Genomic DNA, 22,710 nt, shown 5'->3' with positions numbered 1-22,710 from the left:
GTCACCGCCCGGTGATCTCAAAGCCGAAGACCACGGCACACTCGGCAGCAAACCAAGCGTCTTGTCGACACGCCCGAACGACGATTCCCAGTCGCTCAAGACGCAGCCCAAAGCCAACATGCGAGCCCAGACAACAGCACCAAGCAAATCGACAGACAGAGAGCCACACGGGGAAACAGGGCAAAAAAGCCCCTTCTGCAACGTCCGATAATCACTCTTATGTTGTATTCGAAGTATTTTTTTCCCCGTGTTTGAGCCAATCCCTGGCGGAATGCAGCTCGCGATTGCAAGCTGGGCTCAGCTCTCGCTCATCAACTGCCCCGTTCCGAACAGTCCCGTGCCCGCCGGGCTGCCTTCGCCGGACGCTTCAGTCGCAGAGCCAGATTCTCCGCCGGCCTCGACACGTGACTTGGCGTTCTCAAACTCCGCGTCGAACCGTTCCAGGTAAGGCCGCAAGAAACGCTGAACCTCAGGCGGGATAACCGTTTCGCTGCGATCCAGATTTCGTGCGATGAACCGGCCGCTATTGCTGGCGACGATCTGAGAACGGATCGTGTCGCCCATCAGCGTGACCGCGAACAGCGTGATCAAGGTGCAATACAAAGCACCCTTGATCAGCCCGAACAGCGCGCCGATCTGACGATCGAATTCTTTCAGCCTCAGCCGGTCAAGCGTTTCCTTGACCATGTTGAATGCAACCCAGATGACTAGCGACGTCCCGATAAACAGAATCAGCATCGCCAGAAAAATGTCCCAAGGCGGCTCCGCGACAATCGATTCACTGAGCGGTTCGCGAAATCGATACGCAACGAAGTAGCTGACCACGATGGAAGAAATCGAAGCTAGCTGCCACGCAAATCCTTTGACAGCGCCGAATAAGCCCGCGCCAACCAGGATCGCTAGCATGACGTAGTCGTAAGGTTGCATTGCGGTGGGCGCTCCGAGTTTGCGGCTCCGAGTCAAATGGTGGGATCGCCTACGGCGTCAATGCGCGTCGGCTCATGGTGGCTTATAGGAAAAAGTCGCGATCAAACGAAGATCAATCGCGTCCGTGACGGACCTGCCGAGCTGTTCACATGGGCGGATTCAGGGGTGTTATCTTGAGGGAAGCCTTTTTGCCGGTCTCGTCTATTTTTCAGGTGCCTGCATGTCCGACCAACAGCACGACGATTTGTCCAAGCTGAGTTTTGCAAAAACGTTTTTTCTGCCAGCGTTAAGCGTTTTTCTTGTGCCCGTGATTGCGTATGGGTTTTATGTGCACGCGCAAAGCCGCATGAATGCGGAGGCTCGTGACGCGATGGTCAGCGCGATCCGTTCCGACGCGACCATCGCTCCGGAAGAGAAAGCCGCGATCATCCTGATTTATGAAAACGTGCCGTTCAGTGAGATGATCAAGGACCCCGGGTTTGCAGCTGGCATTGATGGCGAATTGTTGTTCCAGCACCGGTCGATCGAATGGTTGAAAATCACGTCGGCCGCTTGCGTCGCGTCGGGCGTCGCGATGTTTGTGCTTGGGTTGCTTGCCGTCATCGCTTCGACGCAGTCGCAGATGGCTCAGTACATCAGCCTAAAGGTTGGCTGGAATGTGCTAAGGATCTTTGGCGCACTTCAAGCGGTCGCCCAGGTCACTCTGTTGGTATCGCTGTCGTTTTGGGTCACGGCGCTGTGGTTCAACGTTTACGTGCCAAAGCTGATTTTCGTTGTGGCTTTCGTAGGTTTGGCGGCGATCTGGGGGTTACTGAAAGCGATCTTTGCTCCCGCTCGGATGGACTTGGAACTGCAAGGACAGTTGCTTGATCGACAAGCCGCGCCGCGGCTTTGGGCGGACCTGCAGCAGATCTGTGATCAATTGCAAACTCAGCCGCCTTCACAAATCGTTGCCGGAATCGACGACAACTTTTTTGTAACCGAGGCCCCCGTGATGCTCGACGGCAAGCGGCTAAAGGGGCGAACGCTTTATGTCAGCCTGTCGCTGTTAAAGCAGCTAAACGGCGAGGAAACGCGCGCCGTACTGACGCATGAAATGGCTCACTTCAGCGGTAATGACACGCATTATTCGAAACGTATCGCGCCGCTGTTGCAGCGATTTGATAACTATCTCGGTGCGCTTTATGAAGGTGCGATCACGAAGCCAATCTATTCTTTCATGATGTGCTTCCGCGGACTGTATGCGTTATCGCTCGGCAAGATCAGCCGAGAACGCGAATTCCGCGCCGACATGATCGCCGCCGGCGTCGCTTCGAATCGTTCGGTGGCAACTGCACTAATGCGAACGCTTGCGTACAGCACCTATCGAAATCAGATTGAGCAAGACCTCTTTGAATTCGAAGGTTCGCTTGAGAATGCGAAAATTGCCACGCGAATCGAAACCGGTTTCGGGCAATTCGCGCCTTCGTTTATCGGTGAGGACAATATCGCGTCGCTCCAGACGGCGCACCCTTTTGATTCTCACCCGCCGTTGTCCGAGCGATTGGAGGCGATGGGTTACCGTATCGATGCTCCGGAATTGCAACAGGACCTTTCGCTGCCCGGTGACGGCAGTTGGTATCACGGAATCACCAACGCGTCTTCGTTTGAAGCGACACAATGGTCGGACTATGAAGACAACTTTCGCAAGATGCATGCGCAATCGCTGCCGTATCGGTTTCTTCCCAGCACCGATGAAGAGCGAGAAATTGTCGAGCGTGATTTTCCGCCGGTCACTTATGAAGGCAAGAAAGGAACTCTGGCGATCGATTGTGACGGTATGACGTATGATTTGTGGAAGTCGGAATTGCCATTTTCCGATGCCGATTCGATGTCACTTGAAGACAGCGTATTGACAATTCAACGCAAGCATGGCGGCAAAGAGACGCTGAAGATTGGGCACTTTCGCGGGCAGACCGATTTGGTGGATGTGATCAATCGTTATTTCGTGCGTTACTGTACGGCGGCGGAATTACAGCAGGCTCGCGCAGCGGCACAGGAAAACGCCGAGCAGCAACAGTCCTCGAGCTAGCTCGCAGGTCTTGGCAAAGCCAATTTCGGTCTGGCGGTATGCCGGCAATTCTCGGTAAATATCATTGCCCGATTTTGTCACTCCACTGCCCTGCCCCGACTTTGCCAATTCAGTTTTGCTAGCGTGGCTGATTTCAAAACGCACATTTCCGCCAGCACCGTCGTTGGAGCCGCATACGGCTACTGGGGTGTGACATCTCAATCGATGACGTTGGAAAACGGCATCTTGGCGGGCGGACTGTGCGCGGTCAGCGGCATGCTTCCGGACCTGGATAGCGACGGCGGAATTCCGCTGCGTGAAATCAGCATGTTTGCTGCGGCAGTTGTCCCGATGATGATGCTGAACCGTTTCCGTGACTTCAACATGTCACACGAAACGATGGCCTTAGCCGCGATGCTGATTTATGTCGTCATCCGGTTTGTTGCGTTTGAATTTTTCAAACGCTTTACCGTTCACCGTGGCATGTGGCATAGCATCCCGGCGGCAGCGTCCGCCGGGCTAATCGCATACCTGGTGATGCCTTGCCCAAGTAATGCCGAACGGGCCTATAAAGCGGTCGCGGTCGTCGTCGGATTCATGGTGCACTTGATCCTAGACGAGATCTGGGCTGTGGAGGTCGGCGTTGGACGATTGCGAACCAAAAAGTCCTTTGGCACGGCACTGAAATTCTTCGGCATTAATCCGTTCGCCAACGTGATCGTTTACGCGATGCTTTTTGCGCTGATCTACATCGCGGCGAGCGACAACCAGATCGCCGGCCGATTGCGTGAGCGTGCGAAATACGATTTGTCGGAACAACAGCCACAATGGTCGCTGCCACAATGGCGACCGCCGATCTTTCGCGCCAGTCGCGATCAAGAAGACTATCGATAGTTGCAACGGCTACCGTGAAGAACCTTCAGCTTCGCGTTCAAGTATCATTGTCACGGGACCATCGTTGACCAACGAAACCTTCATATCGGCGGCAAAGATTCCGGTCTGGACTTGGACCGCTTGGTCACGGATCGCCGAAACATATTGCTGGTAGAGCTGGTTAGCCAGTTCAGGAGCTGCAGCGTCAGTGAATGCCGGACGGCGTCCTTTGCGGCAGTCACCGTAAAGGGTGAACTGACTGATCGCGAGCACCGCCCCCCCAACATCGGTCAACGAACGATTCATCTTTCCCAAGTCGTCTTCGAACACGCGAAGCTGAACCGTTTTGTCCGCCATCCATTTCACAACCTGAGCATCGTCGCCTTGACCGATCCCGACCAATGCAACAAACCCTTGGCCAATCTGCCCGACCACTTCGCCATCAACTTTGACAGAAGCTTCGGTCACACGCTGCAATACCACTCGCAAGAGCTTGTCCTTTAAAATAGATCTGCCTTCACGGCATTTGAATCGATAGATCGCTTACGACGACCCAATATATGCCTTATCTGTTTACTTGTCCGCACTGCTCGGCGAAGACCCAAGTCGAAGATCGATACAGCGGTCAGTCGGGCGAATGCTTTGCCTGCGGAGCCAAAATCGACATCCCTGATTTTGCCGGGACCGGTGAAACCGCGACATCGCGTCCGGGCCGCCGTCCGCTTGGATCAATTGTTGCTGCCAGCATCGTGCTGGTCCTTTTGGCGAGCCTCGTCTTCGCGGTCATTCAGTTCGGCGGCGCCAGTGTCGCACGCCTGGCATCGGTCCGCATCCAACGCTCGTCGATCAACAAACTGGAATCGATCGCCAAAGCGATGAACGCCTACGCAGCTGACTATGGGACGTACCCACCGGCGGTCCTCACGAACGCCGGGGGCGTTCCCATGCATTCCTGGCGAGTTTTGCTGCTGCCATACCTTGGCGAGAAAGACCATTTTGCGATGTTCGATCTCAGTAAACCCTGGAACCATCCGGTGAACCTGGAAGCTGCTTACACGATGCCGGATGTCTATCTGCACCCAGCCGACGACAGCGCCGTTCTCGATCGATCCGGGTACTACTTAATCACGGGAACCGGGACGCTATTTCCAGCGAGAGGCCCGATGAGCCCGGATCAGATCACGGACAAACCAGGCCAGACGATCTTGGTCGTCGCGGGAGCCCCACCAACGAATCGTTCGATCGGTGGCTGGACAGAACCGTATGACTATGACTTTTCAAAGATGCAAGGCATCGTCAACGGAGCACGAGGAACTGAACCGGGAGGCTTTGTTGATGAAGGAGTCACCATCGTGACAGCGGACGGTCGCGGTCACTTTCTCCCCAATAGCTTGACGCCTGCCACGTTCAATGCCTTGGTAACCCCAAGAGGAAACGAGCCACTCGCGGACGACACGTTGGATTAAGAAGCACCGATCACTCTGATCCGTTATCGCGCTAGCGACGGTTGAGTGAGTGGAAACAACTCAGGCAACAACCGCGGCTAGCGCCAAAGCGGCTCATGGAAATGCAAACTGAGCCGTTATCGCGCTAGCGACGGTTGAGTGGGTGCAAACAACACAGGCAACAACCGCGGCTAACGCCAAAGCGGCTCATAGGAAAACAAACTGAGCCGTGATCGCGCTAGCGACGGTTAAGTGAGTGCAAACAAAACAGGAAATAACCGCGGCTAGCGCCGAAGCGGCTCATGGAAATACCAACTGAGCCGTTATCGCGCTAGCGACGGTTGAGTGGGTGCAAACAACACAGGAAACAACCGCGGCTAGCGCCAAAGCGGCTCATGGGAAAACCAACTGAGCCGTTATCGCGCTAGCGACGGTTGAGTGGGTGCAGACAAAACAGGCAACAACCGCGGCTAACGCCAAAGCGGCTCATAGGAAAACAAACTGAGCCGTTATCGCGCTAGCGACGGTTGAATGACTGGATCCGCTATCAACCCAAATCCAACAAAAAAATGCGAGGCCGGAACCTCGCATTCGATCGATTCAAATATTTCCCGTTCGCCGGACCGCGAACTAGTACGCTCGTGGCGTTACACGTCCTTGGACGCGACTTGGCAAACCTTGAATTCGCAAGAAGCCTTCCGCGTCGTCTTGGTTGTACGACCCGCCGCCTTCCATGGTCGCGATCTCTTCGTCGTACAAGCTATTGGGGCTGGTGCGTGAATCGACAGCGATGTTGCCTTTGTACAACTTCAAAGTCACTTCACCGGTCACTGGCTTTTGTGCTTGATTGATAAACGACATCAACGCGTCCATCTTAGGCGTGTACCAGAAACCGTAGTAAACCATTTCGGCAACTTCGGGTGCCATGCGGTCACGCAGGTGCATCAAGTCGCGGTCCATCGACAGTTGCTCGATGTACATCAACGCGTCGTAAAGGACCGTCATACCAGGAGACTCATAGACGCCTCGGCTTTTCATTCCGACGAACCGGTTTTCAACCATGTCGATTCGGCCAACGCCATTGCGGCCGGCAATCGTGTTGAGCTGCTCGACCATTTCCAAAGCGCTGACTTCTTTTCCATTGAGCGTTACAGGAACGCCGGACTTGAATCCGATGGTGACCGATTCGCTTTCATCGGGAGCCTCTTGTGGGCTGACGCCCATGCCAAAGTCAACCAACTCGACACCGTTGACATCCAGCTCTTCAAGCTTGCCGGCTTCATAGCTGATGTGCAGGACGTTTTCATCGCTGCTGTATGGCTTGGCGACCGAAGCTTTGACGGGAATGTCCTTTTGTTCGCAGTACGCGATCAGCTCGGTACGACCGGGGAACGCTTCGCGGAATTCTTTGATTCGCCAAGGCGCGATGATTTCTACCGTCGGATCCAACGCTTCGGCAGCCAACTGGAAACGGCACTGGTCATTGCCCTTCCCTGTCGCCCCGTGGGCATACGCTTTCGCGCCGACTTCACGCGCGACTTGCAAGCAGATCTTGCTGATCAGCGGACGAGCGATCGAGGTCCCAAGCAGGTAGATCTGCTCGTACTTGGCTTGCCAAGCGAGGACGGGGAACGCGAAGTCACGGCAGAGCTCTTCGCGGACATCGATCAAACGTGCCGAAGCGGCACCACACTTACGAGCCTTCTCCATGATGGCGTCGCGGTCTTCGCAGGGCTGTCCCAGGTCGACATAAACGCAATGGACCTCGTATCCCTGGTCTTGAAGCCAGCCCAAAATGACGGACGTATCCAAACCACCGGAATAAGCGAGGACACACTTTTTGGTCGACATGAACTTTGTTCCTTAATCGAAAACTTTGAAAACGAAGCGACCGGGTTGATCGCCACCAACACTGTTGCGGCGGTATCCGGATGCGGATCGACGCCCGGAATCGCCGGGCAATCGCACAACTTAGCTTCTGGCAAGTGGGCCGAAAGACTGGATTCGGCTACGATTGTTGCCGCCATATTGAAGCATCGACACCGCCAATTGCGAACCCCCAACCAAGACATCGTCGCATTGTCCAACCGAACCACCTTTTCTACAGACCAAATTGCGGCCTTGCTCACCGACGTTGCGACCGGACGCACCAGCGTGAATCTTGCGATGGAGCAGCTTTCGGGGCAGCTTCCCAAGCCAAAATCGGCGGACGTTCCGCTCACATTGGACCTGGATCGCCAGCGACGCTGTGGGTTTCCCGAAGTGATCTACGGGGCGGGAAAATCGGCTGATTTGATCGCAGAAATCATCCGCCGCCAACGTGCCGCAGACCAAGACTCCCTTGCGACACGGGTCACCGACGAAATCGCCACCGCGGTGCAGCAACAAGTCACCGGCGTCCGCTACAACGAGCTGGCACGATGTCTGGTTTCCGGGGCGATTGCCGAAAACGCCCCTCAGCCACTGCCCCCCACCACAGCGAGGATGGTGCGTCATGTGGCCGTCATTACCGCCGGCAGCACCGACGCCCCAGTGGCCGAAGAAGCAATCGAAACCCTGCAATGGATGCGAATTCCCTTTCGAACTTTTAACGACATCGGTGTCGCGGGTCCGGATCGATTGCTTTCAGCGATTCCCGAACTGCGTCTGGCAACGGCGGTCATCGTGATCGCTGGAATGGAAGGCGCATTGCCGGCAGCCGTGGGCGGCCATCTTGCGGTCCCGGTCTTCGCAGTCCCGACCAGCGTCGGCTATGGGGCGACCCTCGGTGGCCTCACCCCATTGATGGGAATGCTCAGTTCCTGCGCGTCGAACGTCGCGGTGGTCAACATTGATGCCGGATTCAAAGCCGCCTACTTGTCCGGCTTGGTAATCAAAGGACACGATCCGATGAACGCTTCCCATGACGAAGAAGAATAACGTTAGAAAACCTAGACTGAGCCTGCACCACTATTAGCATTTCGAGATCGATCACGATGGAAGTCCCCTGCCCTCCTCCGCTGGATCAGCACCAGGCTTGGCCAACACGTTCAAGCGACGCCCACAAAGGGAACTTTGGTCGCGTGCTTTTTGTCGGAGGCTCACGAGGGATGGCCGGTTCGATCGCTCTGTCATCGATCGCTGCTTTAACAACAGGTTCGGGATTGGTGACGACTGCGATTCCCGATCGATGCTTGGAAACGGTTGCCGGGTACCATCCCGGGATCATGACGGTCCCTTTGGCTGATGATCCGCATGGCTGCTTTGCTGATGACGCAGTTGTTGATTTTGAACCGTTTGACGCGATCGGCTGCGGCCCTGGGATGCGTACGGGAAACGGAGCGACAAAATTGGTTGAACGGCTGTGGCACCACAATCAGACACCGCGTGTTTTTGATGCGGACGCAATCAATATCATTGCTCAGCAAAAATGGCTGCGTTCCCCTTCCCTTCTGCACGACCAGTCATCATTAGTTTTGACGCCTCATCCGGGCGAACTTCAACGGCTGACCGGCGTCAGTGCGAAGGACCGCCCCGGACAGATCGAAGCGGCAAAAAAACTATGCGAGGACTTTGGGATTACCATCGTCGTCAAAGGTGGCCCGACCTGTGTGGTGTCAGCATGTGGAACTTCAGGTAATTCAGCATCCGCACGATCGTATCTGAACAATACTGGAAACCCTGCAATGGCGACTGCAGGTAGCGGCGATGTCCTAACTGGCATCATCACATCGCTTTTAGGCCAGGGGCTTCAACCTTTTGATGCGGCTAAGCTGGGCGTCTATCTACATGGACTTGCAGGCGATTGCGCCGCGAAAAAGCTAGGGCAACCCTCCGTCACCTGTCGTGAAATAATTGGCCATCTGCCAGAGGCGATCTTAGCAATCCAATAAGCTCATCGGTTATGATGAGGGTTCGGTGAACCTTGTGTTCGATCCATGGCAAGAATATTGCCAACCGCCCTGCCCTTCCCTCCTTATCTATCTGCGATGAAGCGAATTAATTTGCTGGCCCTCTGCTTGGTAATGCTGACGGCTTGGACCGTTGGCTGTTCTTCTGACAGGTCTGCCTCCGATGGCAAAGACGTTCTCCGGATCGCGGTCATTCCCAAAGGCACCAGTCACGAGTTTTGGAAATCGGTTCACTTCGGTGCCGAAAAGGCTGCCGGGGAAATCGGAGGCGTGGAAGTCATCTGGAAAGGCCCGGTTGTCGAAAGTGATACCGGTAGCCAAATCGAAGTCGTCAAGGACATGATCACACGCGGCGTTGATGGCATCGTGTTGGCTCCCAATCAAAAGGGTGGCTTGGTCGATGCGGTTGATGAAGCGATTGGCGAAGGCATCCCGGTGGTCATCTTCGATAGTGGTTTGGAAAAAGGCCCCGACATCGTCAGCTATGTCGCCACAGACAATTTCAAAGGCGGACAGATGGCGGCCGATGCTATGGCGGCGGCACTGAATGAAAAAGGCAACGTAATCCTGTTGCGATATCTTGCCGGTAGCGAAAGCACCGAACAACGCGAAAACGGATTCTTAGATGCGATCGCAAACTATCCCGAAATCAACGTACTGAGCAGCGACCAATACGGTGGCGACAATGCAACCGAAGCCAAAGAAAAGGTCGATCAATTGCTGCAACTGCATGGCGATTCGCTCGACGGCATTTTTGCGGTTTGCGAACCAAACGCCAACGGCACCCTCGAAGCCATCAAGAACGCCGGGCAAGGTGGAAAGATAAAATTCATCGCGTTCGACCCGAGCGACTCCCTGATCACTGGCTTAGACAACGGCACGGTCCACGGCATCGTTCTACAGGACCCGGTTCAGATGGGTTACCAAAGCGTCAAAACGATCATGGCAGCGATCAATGGCAAAACGGCGGAAGAATTCCAAAGTACGGGTGAGTACTTGGCCACGCCTGAGAATATGAAAGACGATGAAATCCAGCGTTTGCTCAAACCACAGATTGTCGATTGAGTTCGCTACTTGAAGTTCACGAAATCAGCAAACGGTTCGGACCGACTGTCGCGCTGGACAAGGTCTGCATCGATGCAAAAGCTGGACGCGTCCTCGCGTTGATCGGTGAAAACGGTGCGGGAAAAAGCACGTTGCTTAAAGTGCTTAGTGGTGCCCACCGCGCCGACTCGGGATCGATGCGATTGGACAATCAACGGTATTCGCCAAGCGGCCCGATCAACGCTCGCAACCACGGTGTCGCGATCGTCTATCAAGAGCTTACGCTGGCGCCGGACCTAAGCATCGAAGACAATTTGATGCTCGGACGTTCGGGCACCAGCCTGGGAACCCTGTTCCGCAGTGCGCAGCGGAAACGAGTCCGCGATGCGATGGATCGAGTTGGGCTTGGGCATCTTTCGCCCAAGGCTCGCACCGGCGATCAATCGATCGCCACCTGCCAACTGATCGAAGTCGCACGTGCGCTGATTAGTGATGCAAAAATCATTTTGCTTGACGAGCCGACCAGTTCGCTTCCGGCAGCCGATGTTGATCGCCTGTTTGAGATTATCAACCAACTTCGCGACCGTGACTTGGCGATCATCTATATCAGCCACTTTCTCGAAGAAGTTCGGCGGGTGGCGGATGACTATGCCGTGCTTCGCGACGGCTGCAGCGTCGGAAGCGGCCAATTGTCAGAAATCACGGACGATCAAATCATCTCGCTGATGGTCGGCCGTGACGTCGATGATCTATTTCCCAAAGTCCCACATGATGTGGGGATGCCACGGCTAACTTTAAAAAACGTTTCATCCAATCCGATGCCGTCGGACGTTTCGCTGCGGATTTACGAGGGCGAAGTCTTCGGGGTTGCAGGTTTAGTCGGGTCAGGACGAACTGAATTGCTGCGTTGTCTGTATGCGCTCGAACCGAGTTACCAAGGGCATGTACAACTCGATGGCCGAAGCCTTCCACATCGTGTCGGTGCAAGACGACGCGCCGGGTTTGGGCTGCTGAGCGAAGACCGCAAAACAGAAGGACTGGCGCAAGACCTTTCGGTGACTGAAAACGTCTGTATGGGCAACCATCGATCGTTCAGTCGCTTGGGTGTGATTAACCTGCGTTTACGTAAAAAAGAAACCGAGCGATTAATTCGGCAGGTCGAAGTCAAAGCGCATAGCGCGGATCAATCGGTATCCGAACTGTCTGGTGGCAATCAGCAAAAGGTTGCTTTCGCGAGGCTGTTGGCGCAAGAAGCAGACGTCTACCTTTTGGACGAACCCACCAAAGGGATCGACGTCGGAACCAAAGCAGAGATGTACCGGATGATCGGTGAGTTGGCGGTGACCGGACGCACGGTCGTCTTTGTCAGTTCTTATCTTCCGGAACTGCTGTCGGTATGTGATCGCATCGGAGTGATGTCTCGCGGTAGGATGACCGAGATTCGAAAAGCCTGTGATTGGACCGAAGAAGACTTGATGGCGGCGGCGCTTGGCTAAGAGCCAGACCTGCGGCACGCCACGAAACAAGAAATATGGATTGTGTAACGAACGATCGAAGATGACAGAGAGTATTCAAACATCAGCCTCACCATGGAGGTTCCTTGGACGACTGGGCCCGACATACGCGTTGCTGGTCGTGATCGGATTGTTTTCGATCTTGGACTACCAATTCGGTAGCCAGAGTTTCTTCTCAGCGCGAAACGCTCGTGTGGTTGCCAACTCCGCAGCGTTGGTCGCTGTTCCAGCGCTTGGGATGACGTTGATCATCATTGCCGGAGGGATCGATCTGTCTGCCGGTACAGCGTTGACACTTTGCGGCACGGCGATAGCACTCGCATTCCGTGACTACACGGTACCGGTCGGCCATGAGGATTCGACTTACTGGATACTGTGTGCACTCGGTGTTGGACTGGCCGTTGGCATCGGATGCGGATTCGTCAATGGTGTCATCATCGCTGCTGGAGAAATCGTGCCGTTTATCGTCACCCTGGGCACGATGACAATCTTTCTGGGGATCGGCCAGGTGATCGCCAATGAATCAACGGTCTATCCGGTGTCAGAAAACTTGCCTGACTGGCTGCGTCACCTGTGCTACACCGGCAGCAACTCGGATCGTTATTGGCTGGACTTTTTGCACGTCCCATCGAGCGCGTTGATTGCGATCGTGTTAGGGCTTGCCGTCGCGATCGTGATGCACTTCACCGTCTTCGGACGCAACATTGTGGCGGTGGGTTCCAACCCGGCGACCGCGCGACTTTGTGGGATTCGGGTCGGCGCGACCACGGTCCTGGTCTATGCCTTGGCGGGTGTCTTCGTCGCCGTCGGTGCCCTGCTCTACTTTGCCAACGTCAAGAACGGAAACCCGACCGATGGGATGGGCAAGGAGCTTGAAATCATCGCCGCAGTCGTGCTCGGTGGCGGCAGCCTGAGCGGCGGGCGTGGTTCGGTCCTGGGGACCATCGTGGGCGCGTTGATCATCAAAACGATCGGCAGCGGTTGCACGATGCTTTCGATCCCCAACACATACACACACATCATCATCGGCGTCATCATCATCATTGCGGTCTTGATTGACGGCCTGAGAAGCGGAAAACCCAAATGGCTGTTTGACCGAATTGGATAGCGTTGCGAGCGGTGTGAATCCCCCTGTCGTCCCCACTCGCCAGACGAATCGCTTTCGACCAAACTACGTGGCTGGATATTCAGGGCCTACGTGGCTGGATATTCAGGGCTCTGCCGACTAAGTTTTGCGGTTTGATCGCAGCGGACGCTTTCCCACTTCAAATATTTCGCCATTTTCCCGCTCCCGTGACCGAGATCGTTTCGCTTGCCGATGCCACTGCGATGACGATCCCCGCTGCGCTACACGGGTGCGTTGCCACGATCGGCAATTTTGACGGGGTCCACCGTGGGCATGCCGAATTGTTAAACCAGGCAAAATTTCTTGCCGGTGAACTTCAATCCCCCACCGTCGCGTGCGTGTTCGACCCACATCCGATCGCGATTTTACGTCCCGACGCGGCCCCCAAACGACTATCAACGATCACCGAAAGGGCTCGACGGATGGGTCGGCTCGAGATCGACTACTTGGTTGTCATCCAAACGTCCAAAGAGCTGCTCGGACTTACCCCGGAAGCATTCTTTGAATCGTTGATCGTCAACAATTTGCGATGCACCGGCCTTATCGAAGGTGCAAACTTTTGCTTCGGCAAAGGTCGCCAGGGAAATGTCGAGCGATTACAAGACCTTTGCGACCAGAATGACATTCAATTTCGCGTGGCCGAAATGCAGTGCGAAAATGAGGACGTCATCAGCAGCACACGAATTCGTGAATGCCTAGCCAACGGCGACGTCGCTTCAGCAGCTGCCATGTTGGGAATCCCCCATCGTGTCGCTGGCAACGTGATCCGAGGTGATGGACGGGGCAACCAGATCGGGTTTCCGACCGCGAATATCAAAGTCAACGAAGTCGTCACGCCGGCACCGGGCGTGTATGCCGGATGGGCCACGCTGCCGAATTCTCGGACTCATAACCAGCCGATTGCCGCTGCGGTCCACATTGGGGAAAGCCCAACGTTTGGCTCAGGTGCACCAGAGCAGGTCGAAATCCATTTGCTGGATTTTGCAGGCGACCTCTATAACCAAGACATCGCGATCGATTTTGTCGACCGAGTTCGTGGAATAAAAAAGTTCTCATCGGTCACAGAACTGACCACTCAACTACGTCAGGACGTCGAAACCTGCAAACGCCTGCTTCGCTAGCCTGCTCAACTAATTATCTCTTTCGAAAGAAGCAACATGAGCATCCTTTGGAAACGTTTTTGCGATCAGATCAGCCACTACCAATCGTTTGTCTTGGTGAGCCATGTGCGGCCAGACTGTGACGCGATCGGTAGTGAACTGGGGATGGCTGGGATCTTGCGAAAACTTGGCAAGGACGTGCGAATCATCAATGCTCATCGCGTTCCACCTTCGCTGGAATTCCTAGACCCGGCAGGTACGGTTGAAGTTTTGGGTGATCACGTCCAAGCTGACGAAATCAGCTGCGACTGTTTTATGATTCTGGACACCAGTGCCTGGGTTCAGCTTGGCGACATGGCCGATGTGATCCGCAATGCCAAGTGTGACAAGATGGTCCTCGATCATCACGTCGGCGAGGACCAACTCGGCGCGACGATGTACAAGGACTATCAGGCCGAAGCCACTGGGACGCTTGTCGTCGCCGCAGCGGATGCTTTGGGCGTGGACATTGATCGCAAAATGGCGACCGCCCTATTCGCAGCAATCGCAACGGATACCGGTTGGTTCCGATTCAGCAGTGTCTCCTCTGATACTTACCGCGTCATCGCTCGACTGATTGATTGTGGGGTCGTGCCCGCAGAAATCTACGGCGACCTTTACGAACGTGACACGCTGGAACGACTCAAACTTCGAGGGTTGATTCTTTCACGCACTGCCAGCGAACTCGACGGAGCGTTGGTTCACACCTACGTCGAAAACCGAGACTTCGAAGCTGTCGGAGCGTTGCATAGCGATACCGAAGATTCGATCAACTTGACGCTCGCGGTTCGCAACACGAAGGCGGCTCTTATTTTCATCGAACAGCGACGTGGCGGGTTCAAAATTTCATTTCGCAGCCGCTGTGATCTCGACTGCAATGAGGTCGCATCAAAGTTCGGTGGTGGTGGCCACAAAGCTGCCGCAGGTGCGTTCCAAGAAGGCAGCTTGGATGACGTCCGTGATCGCGTACTCAGTGCGATGAAGGAAGAGCTTCAAAGAGTGCTGTAGTAGTCGCTCGGTAGCGAGATTCGCTGCCGAGACCTATGCCAGGTTCAGCTGAGTAGATCGCGTCATTCACAAAGTGAACCGCGGCAATAGAAAATCAACAGGCGACTGAACGCTAGCGTCGTGCCTTGTGAGTCCCGGGATGACGGATCACGAGATTTGGTCCGTCAGAAACGCAAATCTCTCGTGACCGCCATGCATCTCGGGATGAGACTATTGTTTCAGCAAGAAGCCGGTCATTTCCCAGCCCTCGTCTGACTTGGACCAGTAGACGCCGCCACCCTTCAGATAGGATTCGATCTCCGCAAACGGAGGCAACAGTGAAGCCTTCAGCGGATCCGCTTGGCCATTCTCTTGTTCATCTTCGGCAAAGCGACGGATCAAGTTCGCCAATAGCGAATCACTGTCTTTCAATTTGCCCTGACGCAGCAACTCGTAACGAGCACGCAACGAAACGTGGGGCTGATAAACACCATCGATGAAAACCTCTTGGGCACCAAGATCCTTCATCGCCTCGGTCACCGACTTGCAAGTCTCGGTGCTGTCCAAGCCGTCTCCGGTTGCAGCAGATAAGACACGCTGCCCCATCTTCACCAGAAACTCTGAGTGGCTGGAGAACATGAGATACGCTTCGGCCTCGCTACGAACAACCGCAATTGACCAATGGTTCAAAAGCGGATCGACGTCGTCTTCCAGATCGTCTCCGAACCCCAGTTCGGCGAGATCCGCATCAAGGTCGTCGTCACTAGTCCCGCTTCCCGGTTCGACTTGCCAGACATCGAATTCGGCAACGTCCAATTTCTGTGCGTCGGGCTCGACTTCCATCCATTTGCGAATGACTTCGGCGACGACATCAGGATTGACGATCCGGACTGCCACCAACATTCGGTCCGACTCGGGACTGACCGGCTTGGTGTTATCGGTGATCAATAAAATTTGATCGTCGAGGTTAGGAATGAAGTCTTTCGCGAAGTCCACTTGCGGACCTTCGACGTCGTCGCGAATACCGTCAAGCATGGGACGAAATAAGTCATCGCCCAAAGCCGCATTGACCAGCGATTCCGCTGACCAGAACGCCGTTTCCAGATCCCAATTGACGCGGTAGAACGCTCCACAATCGGCAGTAGGCCAAGCCGGAACGGGAGGCAACGGTTGATTGACTGGCTGCAGCATCCGCGCACCCTTGGTCAGCTTGCCGGAAGCCAAAAGGACGCCGCGATGCAAAATGTCAAAACGATCGCCGTTGACCGCACCGACACCACCCAAGGCTTCGATCACACCAAAGCCCTGCCCTTCCAGCAGCTCGATGATGTCCAGATCGTCATGTCGGTCGTATTCGAATACTTCGCGTAGGATTCGCCCCATCGAAAATGGCTCTGCATACCATTCCCAACATACTTTCGCGGACTCTTCCTTCGCTTGAGCAATCGCGTCGTTGGATTTCTTCATCGCATTGACGAAACTTTCACGTTTCGAAAACGCTTGACGCAGTTCTTCGTCATCAACAGCGGCTAGTAAGTTTTTGACGACGACTTCGCGGTCAGCGGCAATAAAGCGATCGCCGTTCCAAGAGATCGCGATCTCTTCAACTTTTAGCTGACCAGGCTTTGGCTTTGTCCGGTAGACGCGAATAGTTTCGTCACCAAAGGAGACATCATCGCGAGTCGCGCCACCAGCTTTTAGCTCTTCGTCGATCTGCTTGCCTGCAGCATCGGCGTCTTCTTGTCGACCACGCGTATCGGCGATGACGCAGAACGAAAATGGTCGCTTCGCATTTTCGAATGCCATCCACGCGAAAACGACTTCGCCTGATGCGATGTCATACAGGTCTTTCGCCTTGAGCCCAATTTTACGATCGAGCGTGTCGAAGTAGTTCAGCGCCCGCTCGCGTTGTGCATCGACAAAGGGCTGCATCTCTTTGGAGGCAATCATCTGCCCCAAATTGGTCTGCTGCCAAGCATTGCAAAAATCGGGCAGCCGAGGGATACGCACCACCCCGGCGGTCGATTCGGGCAGCAAATCGATCCCGCTGATGTAGGCGTCCTGGGGGTCCTGAGCCACCGAATGTCCGGTCAGTGTGCCTAGCACCAACGAGAACAACACGGCAGCCGACAAGAATTTTTGGCTGTATCGAAGAAAAGATTTCATATCGTTGTCTTTCGGCAATTTCCGCCTCGCGTGGTGGAAGGAACCTCGGGAAAAAAGTGTTTCTGCGGGAATTCTTCGCAATTGCTACCACGCTATCGTCATTCCCCGATGACTAGGCCAATCCGTCTGCATCGGTCCGCATCGAATGCTTGGATTGGCGATTTGCCAGTCTTGGGAACAACAGTATGTTATCGAACTCAATTTAACCGCGAAACGCCGTAAATTCTGACACTCCGCAATTCTCCAAAATGACCCAAACTGCCTCGCCATCTGCTGACACCCCCTACCAAAACCCTCTGATCGAGCGTTATGCCTCTCGTGAAATGGCTACCCTCTGGGGGCCTCAGCGGCGGTTTCGCACTTGGCGAGACATGTGGATCGCGCTCGCTGAAAGCGAACAAGAACTGGGAATCGACATCAGCGACAAGCAACTGGACGAGCTCCGCAAATTTCGCACCGAATTAAATCTCGATGTCGCGAAGGAGTACGAGCGAATCCGCCGCCATGACGTCATGGCCCATGTCGAAGCCTATGGAGACCAGTGCCCGAACGCCAAGGGAATTATTCACCTGGGAGCAACCAGCTGCTTCATCACTGACAATGCTGATGTCATTTTGATCCGCGACGCACTCCAATTGGTTGCGCGACGGCTCGCCGCCACCATTGACGCGATGGCCAACTTTGCGGCCCAGCAGCGTGCCCTGCCCTGCCTCGGGTTCACCCACCTGCAACCTGCACAACCGACCACTGTCGGAAAGCGTTGCTGCCTCTGGACCTACGACCTAGTCCTCGATCTGCAAGAGGTCGAACATCGGCTCAACACGCTCTGCGCACGCAGCGCGAAAGGGACCACGGGAACCCAGGCCAGTTTCTTGCAGCTATTCGGTGGCGACCACGACAAAGTGCGAAAACTCGAACGCCGCGTCGCCGAAAAGATGGGCTTTGAGCAGGTTTACTCCGTCACCGGCCAGACCTACCCACGAAAAGTCGACGCGCAACTGCTGGATGCTCTCAGTGGTATCGCACAAAGCTTGCACAAGATTGCGACCGATGTCCGATTGCTGGCTAGCCGCAAAGAAGTCGAAGAACCAATTGAAAAGCATCAAATCGGATCATCCGCGATGCCATACAAGCGGAACCCGATGCGAAGTGAACGCATCTGTGCCCTGACGCGTTACGTGATCAGCTTGCAGAGCAGTCCCGCGATGACCGCAGCGACTCAGTGGATGGAACGCACTCTCGACGACAGTGCAAACCGCCGCCTGGTGATCCCCCAAGCCTTCTTGGCGATCGATGCGTCGTTGGTATTGATGCAAAACATCGCCAGCGGATTTGTCGTCTATCCCAAAACGGTTGCACACAACCTGGCGAAGGAACTGCCCTACATGGAAACCGAAAACATCATGATGCGGGCAGTCGAAGCGGGTGGCGATCGCCAAGATTTGCACGAGCGGATTCGCGTTCACAGCCGAGCGGTTGCAGAACGAGTCAACGCGGAAGGCCTGTCAAACGACATGATTGATCGATTGAAAAGCGACCCAGCATTTTCGGCGGTCGAATTCAATACCGATATCAACCCGCTTGATTTTGTCGGACGTGCTCCCGAACAAGTCGACGAGTTCATTGCCGAACAAATCGAACCGATTCGCAAACGCTACGCGGAAACCGATTCGCTTAGCGTGGAAGTAACGGTCTAACGGACTGGTTGCGTTCGCATTGTCTCCTTACACACTCCGTGGCAGTAGCGCTCTACACCGCTATTGCCGCGGAGTAGAGGGCGACTTATTCCCCGGCTCGAATCGGCCGGAACGTCGTGCGGCGGTTCGCATCAGCTTTCTGCCACTGCTCGACAACCTCTTCGTACAGAACTCGTTGCGAGCGAAATTCCGCATGCTTGCCAGGCTTGGTGAGCTCGTACTCACCATCGGGTTTCATCTGCCAAGCGTTGGTGTTGTCCTGAAAGTAAGCCTTCAGAACATCTTTTAGCCGCTCGCTGCAAGCCGCGTCAGCAACAGGGACGAGCAATTCGACGCGGCGATCCAAGTTCCGTGGCATCCAATCGGCACTGCTGATGAACAGCTTTTCGTCGCCGCCTTGGTAGAACATCATGATCCTGGCGTGCTCTAAAAAGCGGTCCACGATCGAGACGACTTTGATGGTTTCGCTAAGCCCTTTGACGCCGGGACGCAGACAACACTGGCCGCGGACATTCAGCCGGATTTCGACCCCAGCGAGACTGGCACGATACAGTGAATCGATCACCTGGGTGTCCACCAGGGCGTTTAACTTAGCCACGATCTTGCCACGACCGCCTTGCAAGCAGCGATTCGTTTCGCCATCGATCAGATCCATGATGCGTTTGCGAATGCCGGTCGGCGCGGCAGCAAGCTCTTCCATTGCGCGAGGTTGGCTGGCCCCGGTGACCGCGTTGAAGAACGTCGTCGCGTCCTGCCCGAACACTTCATCGCAAGTCAGCAGCGAAATATCGCCGTACAGCTTCGAGGTAACTTCGTTGTAGTTGCCAGTACCAAAGTGCATGTATCGCACCACACCGGTCTGTTCGCGACGAACGATAATGCAAATCTTCGCGTGGGTTTTTAGTCCATGAATCCCATAGATAACTTGGACGCCGGCACGTTCCATTTCCCGTGCCCATTCGATATTCCGGGCTTCGTCGAATCGAGCTTTTAACTCGACAATCGCGGTCACATATTTGCCGCGTTCGGCAGCCCTTTCCAAAGCTGCGACGACGGGACTGTTCTTACTGGTCCGATAAAGGACTTGCTTGATCGCCAAGACGTCAGGGTCGACTGCGGCTTCTTCTATCAAACGAACAACCGAATCAAATCGCTCATAGGGATGGACCATCAACAGGTCACCTTCGGCGATCGTCGAAAACATCGTTTCTTCAGGATCGATCCGAGGGTGCGGTTTAGCCGGCCAAGGTTCGTCCCGCAAATGATCGAAACCTTCGATCCCATGCAGGGCAAATAGAAAACTTAAGTCCACTGGCCCGTCGACCGGATAAAGATCCTCCGGATGCAGGTCGTGCGCCTTTCGCAGGAACTCGACCGCGTCATCGCTGGCCGTTGACCAATATTCCAATCGGACAGGACGTGAATAGCGCCGGTTTTCGAGCACTTCTTCCATGCCGCCGAGCAAGTCGCTGGCTTCATCTTCACGCAGCTCGATATCAGCGTTACGGGTCAGGCGAAATGCAAAGCACTCTTCAACCTGACGACCGGGAAAGAAATCGCCGACAAAGTGCGAGACCAAATTTTCGAGCAAGATATATCCGTGGCGGCTATCCCCAGCGATCGACATCACACGCGGCAACGCCTTGCCAATCGGAATCAATGCATATTCCGATGTCTGACTAGCGTCATCTTGATCGTCTGCATTCGCTTGGCGGACGTTGGCCGCCCCCAGGCGTGATTTAGTGTCTTTCGTCAGCCGGACCAACACGTTCAGGCCTAGCCCTGGAAGAAGCGGAAAACGCTCCAACGTCACCGCCTGTGGCGAAAGAACCGGAAAGACATCATCTTGGAATCGATTGAGCGCCGCATGAAAGGCAGTCTCGCCCTCACGCTCCAGATCGACCTGGTGTATCCCAGCAGATTCCATTTTGGGAAGCACGGCTTCACGCAAAAGCTCGTACTGGCGTGAAACGATTTCGTGTCCTTTACGTGCGACAGCTTGCAATTGCTCTGTCGCGACCATTCCGGCCGGGTCACGGAAACCTGGGTTCCGTTTGTGGAGAATCTTCAACCCTCCCACTCGCACCATCATGAACTCATCCAAGTTCGAACTGGTGATCGCAAGGAACTTTCCCCGCTCCAAAATGGGTAGCGACTCGTTTGCCGCCTGTGCCAAAACACGTTCGTTGAATGCCAGCCAAGTCAGCTCCCGATTTAGAAATCGGTCACTCGGCAATGGTTCACTCGGCAACGCTTCATTTGCACTGTGCTTTTCATTTGCACTGGGCTTTCCCGCCGACACTTTTTTGGTTGCGTGATCGGACGAGGGCTGCTGAGATGACTTTGAACCGGAACCGCTTCGGCGTTTGCTGACGGGCGCCGTGTCTGCGGATTGCTTGTCAGCAGCAGACTTTTCACCAGACACCTTCTCTTTATCGCTCTTAGGCACGCGGTTCCCCTGCACTGTCATTTTCCGACCCAGGGCGCTCGAAATCCACTGCCAATCGCCCTTCGATCGTTGCTAGTCCCAAATCAAAATCAAGCTTCGTTGCCATCAGTATCGGTCTGCGAAGCCTCTTCTTCCGCTTCGCTTGAATCCGCTGCTTCCGGTTCGGCCACATCAGCTGTCGTTGCACCGAACAAAATCCGGAACGCTTTGGGATAGAAATCTTTGCCGTAGCTTAGCTCGCCACCCTGGTGGCCGACCAAGCCAACCAACACGGCAATCAGCAACAGCCCCGATTTCCACACCTTGGCTTTTGATGGATCTTGTTTGCGAACGCCAGCCAATGCGATCAACGCAAATACGACCGACAACACCGTCACGATAACGCCACTCCAGCGATGCCAGAAGACCTCACTATCAAAATCCACCTTGGTCCACGATCCATAGCCTTCTTCGACGGCAAATGACCAGCCCATCGCAGTCGAAGCGATCGCGGTAAGCGACCCGATCAACAGACAGGCCAATGGGATCTGGGTTCCGACAGCCGGCCACTTCCATCCCACAACGACAAAGAATCCGCCTAGCAAGAACAGAGCGATTGGAAAGTGAACGGTCGCCGGGTGAAAAAATCCTTGAAATGCCCAAACACGTTCGACGATGGATTTCGCAGCTTCATCCCCATCGACCGGAGCCTGCAGATCGGTTTCCAACATTTCTTCCAGTGGTGTTGCCGAAACGATCACGCCTTCGGGCCAATTTGCGCCTTCATTGATCCAGACGCGAATCATCGCCAATTCCGCAGGCAACAAAGGTCCGCCTTTTGACGGTGGCGGCATCATCATGTCAGGATCATCGGACAACATGTAGTCGGCATAGATGGTGCTCGATTCGGCATCACCGGGCTCCAAATATCCGAGCACTGACTCGGGGTCGTCGATTCGGAAATCCGCTTTGGCTTCATCCACGTTGTGACATTCGAAACAACGCGAAACAAAGATCGGACGAATATCGCGATCAAAGTTGATCACATGCCCTTCGTCATCCAGCGGCACACGATCTTGCCCGACGACGGATGAAGAGCACAGCGTCACACTGATGCACGCGACCATGCAACCGACCACATAGCGAATCGAATGGCTAGCGACAGATTTTGATAATTGATTTGCAAACATGATTGAACTCCGACGATGGGCACCACATGTGTCTACGAAGACAGATTCGGGATGCGTGGAACCCTCGGAACAAGATAAAGGAGGCGGGAGCAAAGTTGTCTTTGCGTGATGGAAAGGTGGGACCGTTAACCCGGCACGACCATCAAGAAATCTTCAACGGGACCGCTCGCTTTCACTTGATCGACCGAAAACGCCAATCGAAGCCAAGCGTTTTGCAACAAATGACCTTTGACT

The 22,710-nt window shown here is 54.8% G+C and carries 17 protein-coding genes; 11 read left to right on the top strand and 6 right to left on the bottom strand.

The genetic code is table 11. The features are described 5' to 3' along the window. Nucleotides 1–297 precede the first annotated feature (297 nt). A complete protein-coding gene (locus LOC67_RS04185) occupies nucleotides 298–927 on the bottom strand; it encodes a CvpA family protein (protein ID WP_230261258.1) in 630 nt (209 codons plus the stop codon). Nucleotides 928–1,147: 220 nt separating this feature from the next. Here LOC67_RS04185 and LOC67_RS04180 point away from each other — a divergent pair, with 220 nt between their 5' ends. Together LOC67_RS04180 and LOC67_RS04175 are read left to right on the top strand one after the other, a co-directional pair. Next, nucleotides 1,148–2,998 carry a M48 family metallopeptidase gene (locus tag LOC67_RS04180; RefSeq protein ID WP_230261257.1) on the top strand — a complete coding sequence of 617 codons (1,851 nt, stop codon included), beginning with the start codon at nucleotides 1,148–1,150 and terminating at the stop codon, nucleotides 2,996–2,998. Between the two features lie 123 nt (nucleotides 2,999–3,121). Further along, entirely contained in the window at nucleotides 3,122–3,871 is a 750-nt protein-coding gene (locus LOC67_RS04175) for a metal-dependent hydrolase (RefSeq protein ID WP_230261256.1), read from the top strand. Nucleotides 3,872–3,880: 9 nt separating this feature from the next. Here the strand turns inward: LOC67_RS04175 and dtd are convergent, their stop codons facing one another. After that, nucleotides 3,881–4,339, bottom strand: coding sequence for a D-aminoacyl-tRNA deacylase (gene dtd, locus LOC67_RS04170; protein ID WP_230261255.1), 459 nt, complete (start codon nucleotides 4,337–4,339; stop codon nucleotides 3,881–3,883). Nucleotides 4,340–4,410: 71 nt separating this feature from the next. Here dtd and LOC67_RS04165 point away from each other — a divergent pair, with 71 nt between their 5' ends. Continuing rightward, a complete protein-coding gene (locus LOC67_RS04165) occupies nucleotides 4,411–5,316 on the top strand; it encodes a DUF1559 domain-containing protein (RefSeq protein ID WP_230261254.1) in 906 nt (301 codons plus the stop codon). 609 nt (nucleotides 5,317–5,925) lie between these two features. Here the strand turns inward: LOC67_RS04165 and LOC67_RS04160 are convergent. Next, the gene (locus LOC67_RS04160; protein ID WP_230261253.1) at nucleotides 5,926–7,146 is read right to left on the bottom strand and encodes an argininosuccinate synthase; all 1,221 of its coding nucleotides are present in this window, start codon (nucleotides 7,144–7,146) and stop codon (nucleotides 5,926–5,928) included. Nucleotides 7,147–7,191: 45 nt separating this feature from the next. Here LOC67_RS04160 and larB point away from each other — a divergent pair, with 45 nt between their 5' ends. The 7 genes from larB to LOC67_RS04125 all read left to right on the top strand — a co-directional run bounded on the left by larB (nucleotide 7,192) and on the right by LOC67_RS04125 (nucleotide 15,016). Continuing rightward, the gene (gene larB, locus LOC67_RS04155; protein WP_230261252.1) at nucleotides 7,192–8,214 is read left to right on the top strand and encodes a nickel pincer cofactor biosynthesis protein LarB; all 1,023 of its coding nucleotides are present in this window, start codon (nucleotides 7,192–7,194) and stop codon (nucleotides 8,212–8,214) included. Nucleotides 8,215–8,270: 56 nt separating this feature from the next. Further along, entirely contained in the window at nucleotides 8,271–9,167 is an 897-nt protein-coding gene (locus LOC67_RS04150) for an NAD(P)H-hydrate dehydratase (protein ID WP_230261251.1), read from the top strand. A 45-nt stretch (nucleotides 9,168–9,212) separates the two neighbouring features. Then, nucleotides 9,213–10,250, top strand: a complete 1,038-nt coding sequence (locus LOC67_RS04145) for a substrate-binding domain-containing protein (protein ID WP_230261250.1) — start codon at nucleotides 9,213–9,215, stop codon at nucleotides 10,248–10,250. Next, the gene (locus LOC67_RS04140) at nucleotides 10,247–11,725 is read left to right on the top strand and encodes a sugar ABC transporter ATP-binding protein (RefSeq protein ID WP_230261249.1); all 1,479 of its coding nucleotides are present in this window, start codon (nucleotides 10,247–10,249) and stop codon (nucleotides 11,723–11,725) included. Before LOC67_RS04145 ends, LOC67_RS04140 begins: the two co-directional genes overlap by 4 nt. A 61-nt stretch (nucleotides 11,726–11,786) precedes the next feature. Then, entirely contained in the window at nucleotides 11,787–12,851 is a 1,065-nt protein-coding gene (locus tag LOC67_RS04135; protein ID WP_230261248.1) for an ABC transporter permease, read from the top strand. A 221-nt stretch (nucleotides 12,852–13,072) separates the two neighbouring features. Further along, on the top strand, nucleotides 13,073–13,990 hold the full coding sequence (locus LOC67_RS04130) for a bifunctional riboflavin kinase/FAD synthetase (RefSeq protein WP_230261247.1): 918 nt from the start codon (nucleotides 13,073–13,075) through the stop codon (nucleotides 13,988–13,990). 36 nt (nucleotides 13,991–14,026) lie between these two features. Further along, nucleotides 14,027–15,016 carry a DHH family phosphoesterase gene (locus LOC67_RS04125; protein ID WP_230261246.1) on the top strand — a complete coding sequence of 330 codons (990 nt, stop codon included), beginning with the start codon at nucleotides 14,027–14,029 and terminating at the stop codon, nucleotides 15,014–15,016. Between the two features lie 210 nt (nucleotides 15,017–15,226). Here the strand turns inward: LOC67_RS04125 and LOC67_RS04120 are convergent, their stop codons facing one another. Beyond that, nucleotides 15,227–17,161, bottom strand: coding sequence for a membrane or secreted protein (locus tag LOC67_RS04120; protein WP_230261245.1), 1,935 nt, complete (start codon nucleotides 17,159–17,161; stop codon nucleotides 15,227–15,229). Between the two features lie 248 nt (nucleotides 17,162–17,409). Here LOC67_RS04120 and purB point away from each other — a divergent pair, with 248 nt between their 5' ends. Next, entirely contained in the window at nucleotides 17,410–18,858 is a 1,449-nt protein-coding gene (purB, locus tag LOC67_RS04115; RefSeq protein ID WP_230261244.1) for an adenylosuccinate lyase, read from the top strand. Nucleotides 18,859–18,943: 85 nt separating this feature from the next. Here purB and ppk1 read toward each other — a convergent pair whose 3' ends face one another. Continuing rightward, nucleotides 18,944–21,307, bottom strand: coding sequence for a polyphosphate kinase 1 (ppk1, locus tag LOC67_RS04110; RefSeq protein WP_315861026.1), 2,364 nt, complete (start codon nucleotides 21,305–21,307; stop codon nucleotides 18,944–18,946). 89 nt (nucleotides 21,308–21,396) lie between these two features. Further along, nucleotides 21,397–22,476, bottom strand: coding sequence for a c-type cytochrome domain-containing protein (locus tag LOC67_RS04105; protein WP_315861025.1), 1,080 nt, complete (start codon nucleotides 22,474–22,476; stop codon nucleotides 21,397–21,399). Nucleotides 22,477–22,710 lie beyond the last annotated feature (234 nt).

Origin of the sequence: Stieleria sp. JC731, from assembly GCF_020966635.1 — a bacterium.
GTDB lineage: Bacteria > Planctomycetota > Planctomycetia > Pirellulales > Pirellulaceae > Stieleria.
This window is presented reverse-complemented; position numbering and strand designations above follow the sequence as displayed.

Coding starts and splice junctions, on each gene's coding strand:
- LOC67_RS04185 (WP_230261258.1), bottom strand. CDS start 927: ATGCAACCTTACGACTACGTCATGCTAGCGATCCTGGTTGGCGCGGGC.
- LOC67_RS04180 (WP_230261257.1), top strand. CDS start 1,148: ATGTCCGACCAACAGCACGACGATTTGTCCAAGCTGAGTTTTGCAAAA.
- LOC67_RS04165 (WP_230261254.1), top strand. CDS start 4,411: ATGCCTTATCTGTTTACTTGTCCGCACTGCTCGGCGAAGACCCAAGTC.
- LOC67_RS04160 (WP_230261253.1), bottom strand. CDS start 7,146: ATGTCGACCAAAAAGTGTGTCCTCGCTTATTCCGGTGGTTTGGATACG.
- LOC67_RS04150 (WP_230261251.1), top strand. CDS start 8,271: ATGGAAGTCCCCTGCCCTCCTCCGCTGGATCAGCACCAGGCTTGGCCA.
- LOC67_RS04145 (WP_230261250.1), top strand. CDS start 9,213: ATGGCAAGAATATTGCCAACCGCCCTGCCCTTCCCTCCTTATCTATCT.
- LOC67_RS04135 (WP_230261248.1), top strand. CDS start 11,787: ATGACAGAGAGTATTCAAACATCAGCCTCACCATGGAGGTTCCTTGGA.
- LOC67_RS04130 (WP_230261247.1), top strand. CDS start 13,073: ATGACGATCCCCGCTGCGCTACACGGGTGCGTTGCCACGATCGGCAAT.
- LOC67_RS04125 (WP_230261246.1), top strand. CDS start 14,027: ATGAGCATCCTTTGGAAACGTTTTTGCGATCAGATCAGCCACTACCAA.
- LOC67_RS04120 (WP_230261245.1), bottom strand. CDS start 17,161: ATGAAATCTTTTCTTCGATACAGCCAAAAATTCTTGTCGGCTGCCGTG.
- purB (WP_230261244.1), top strand. CDS start 17,410: ATGACCCAAACTGCCTCGCCATCTGCTGACACCCCCTACCAAAACCCT.
- LOC67_RS04105 (WP_315861025.1), bottom strand. CDS start 22,476: ATGTTTGCAAATCAATTATCAAAATCTGTCGCTAGCCATTCGATTCGC.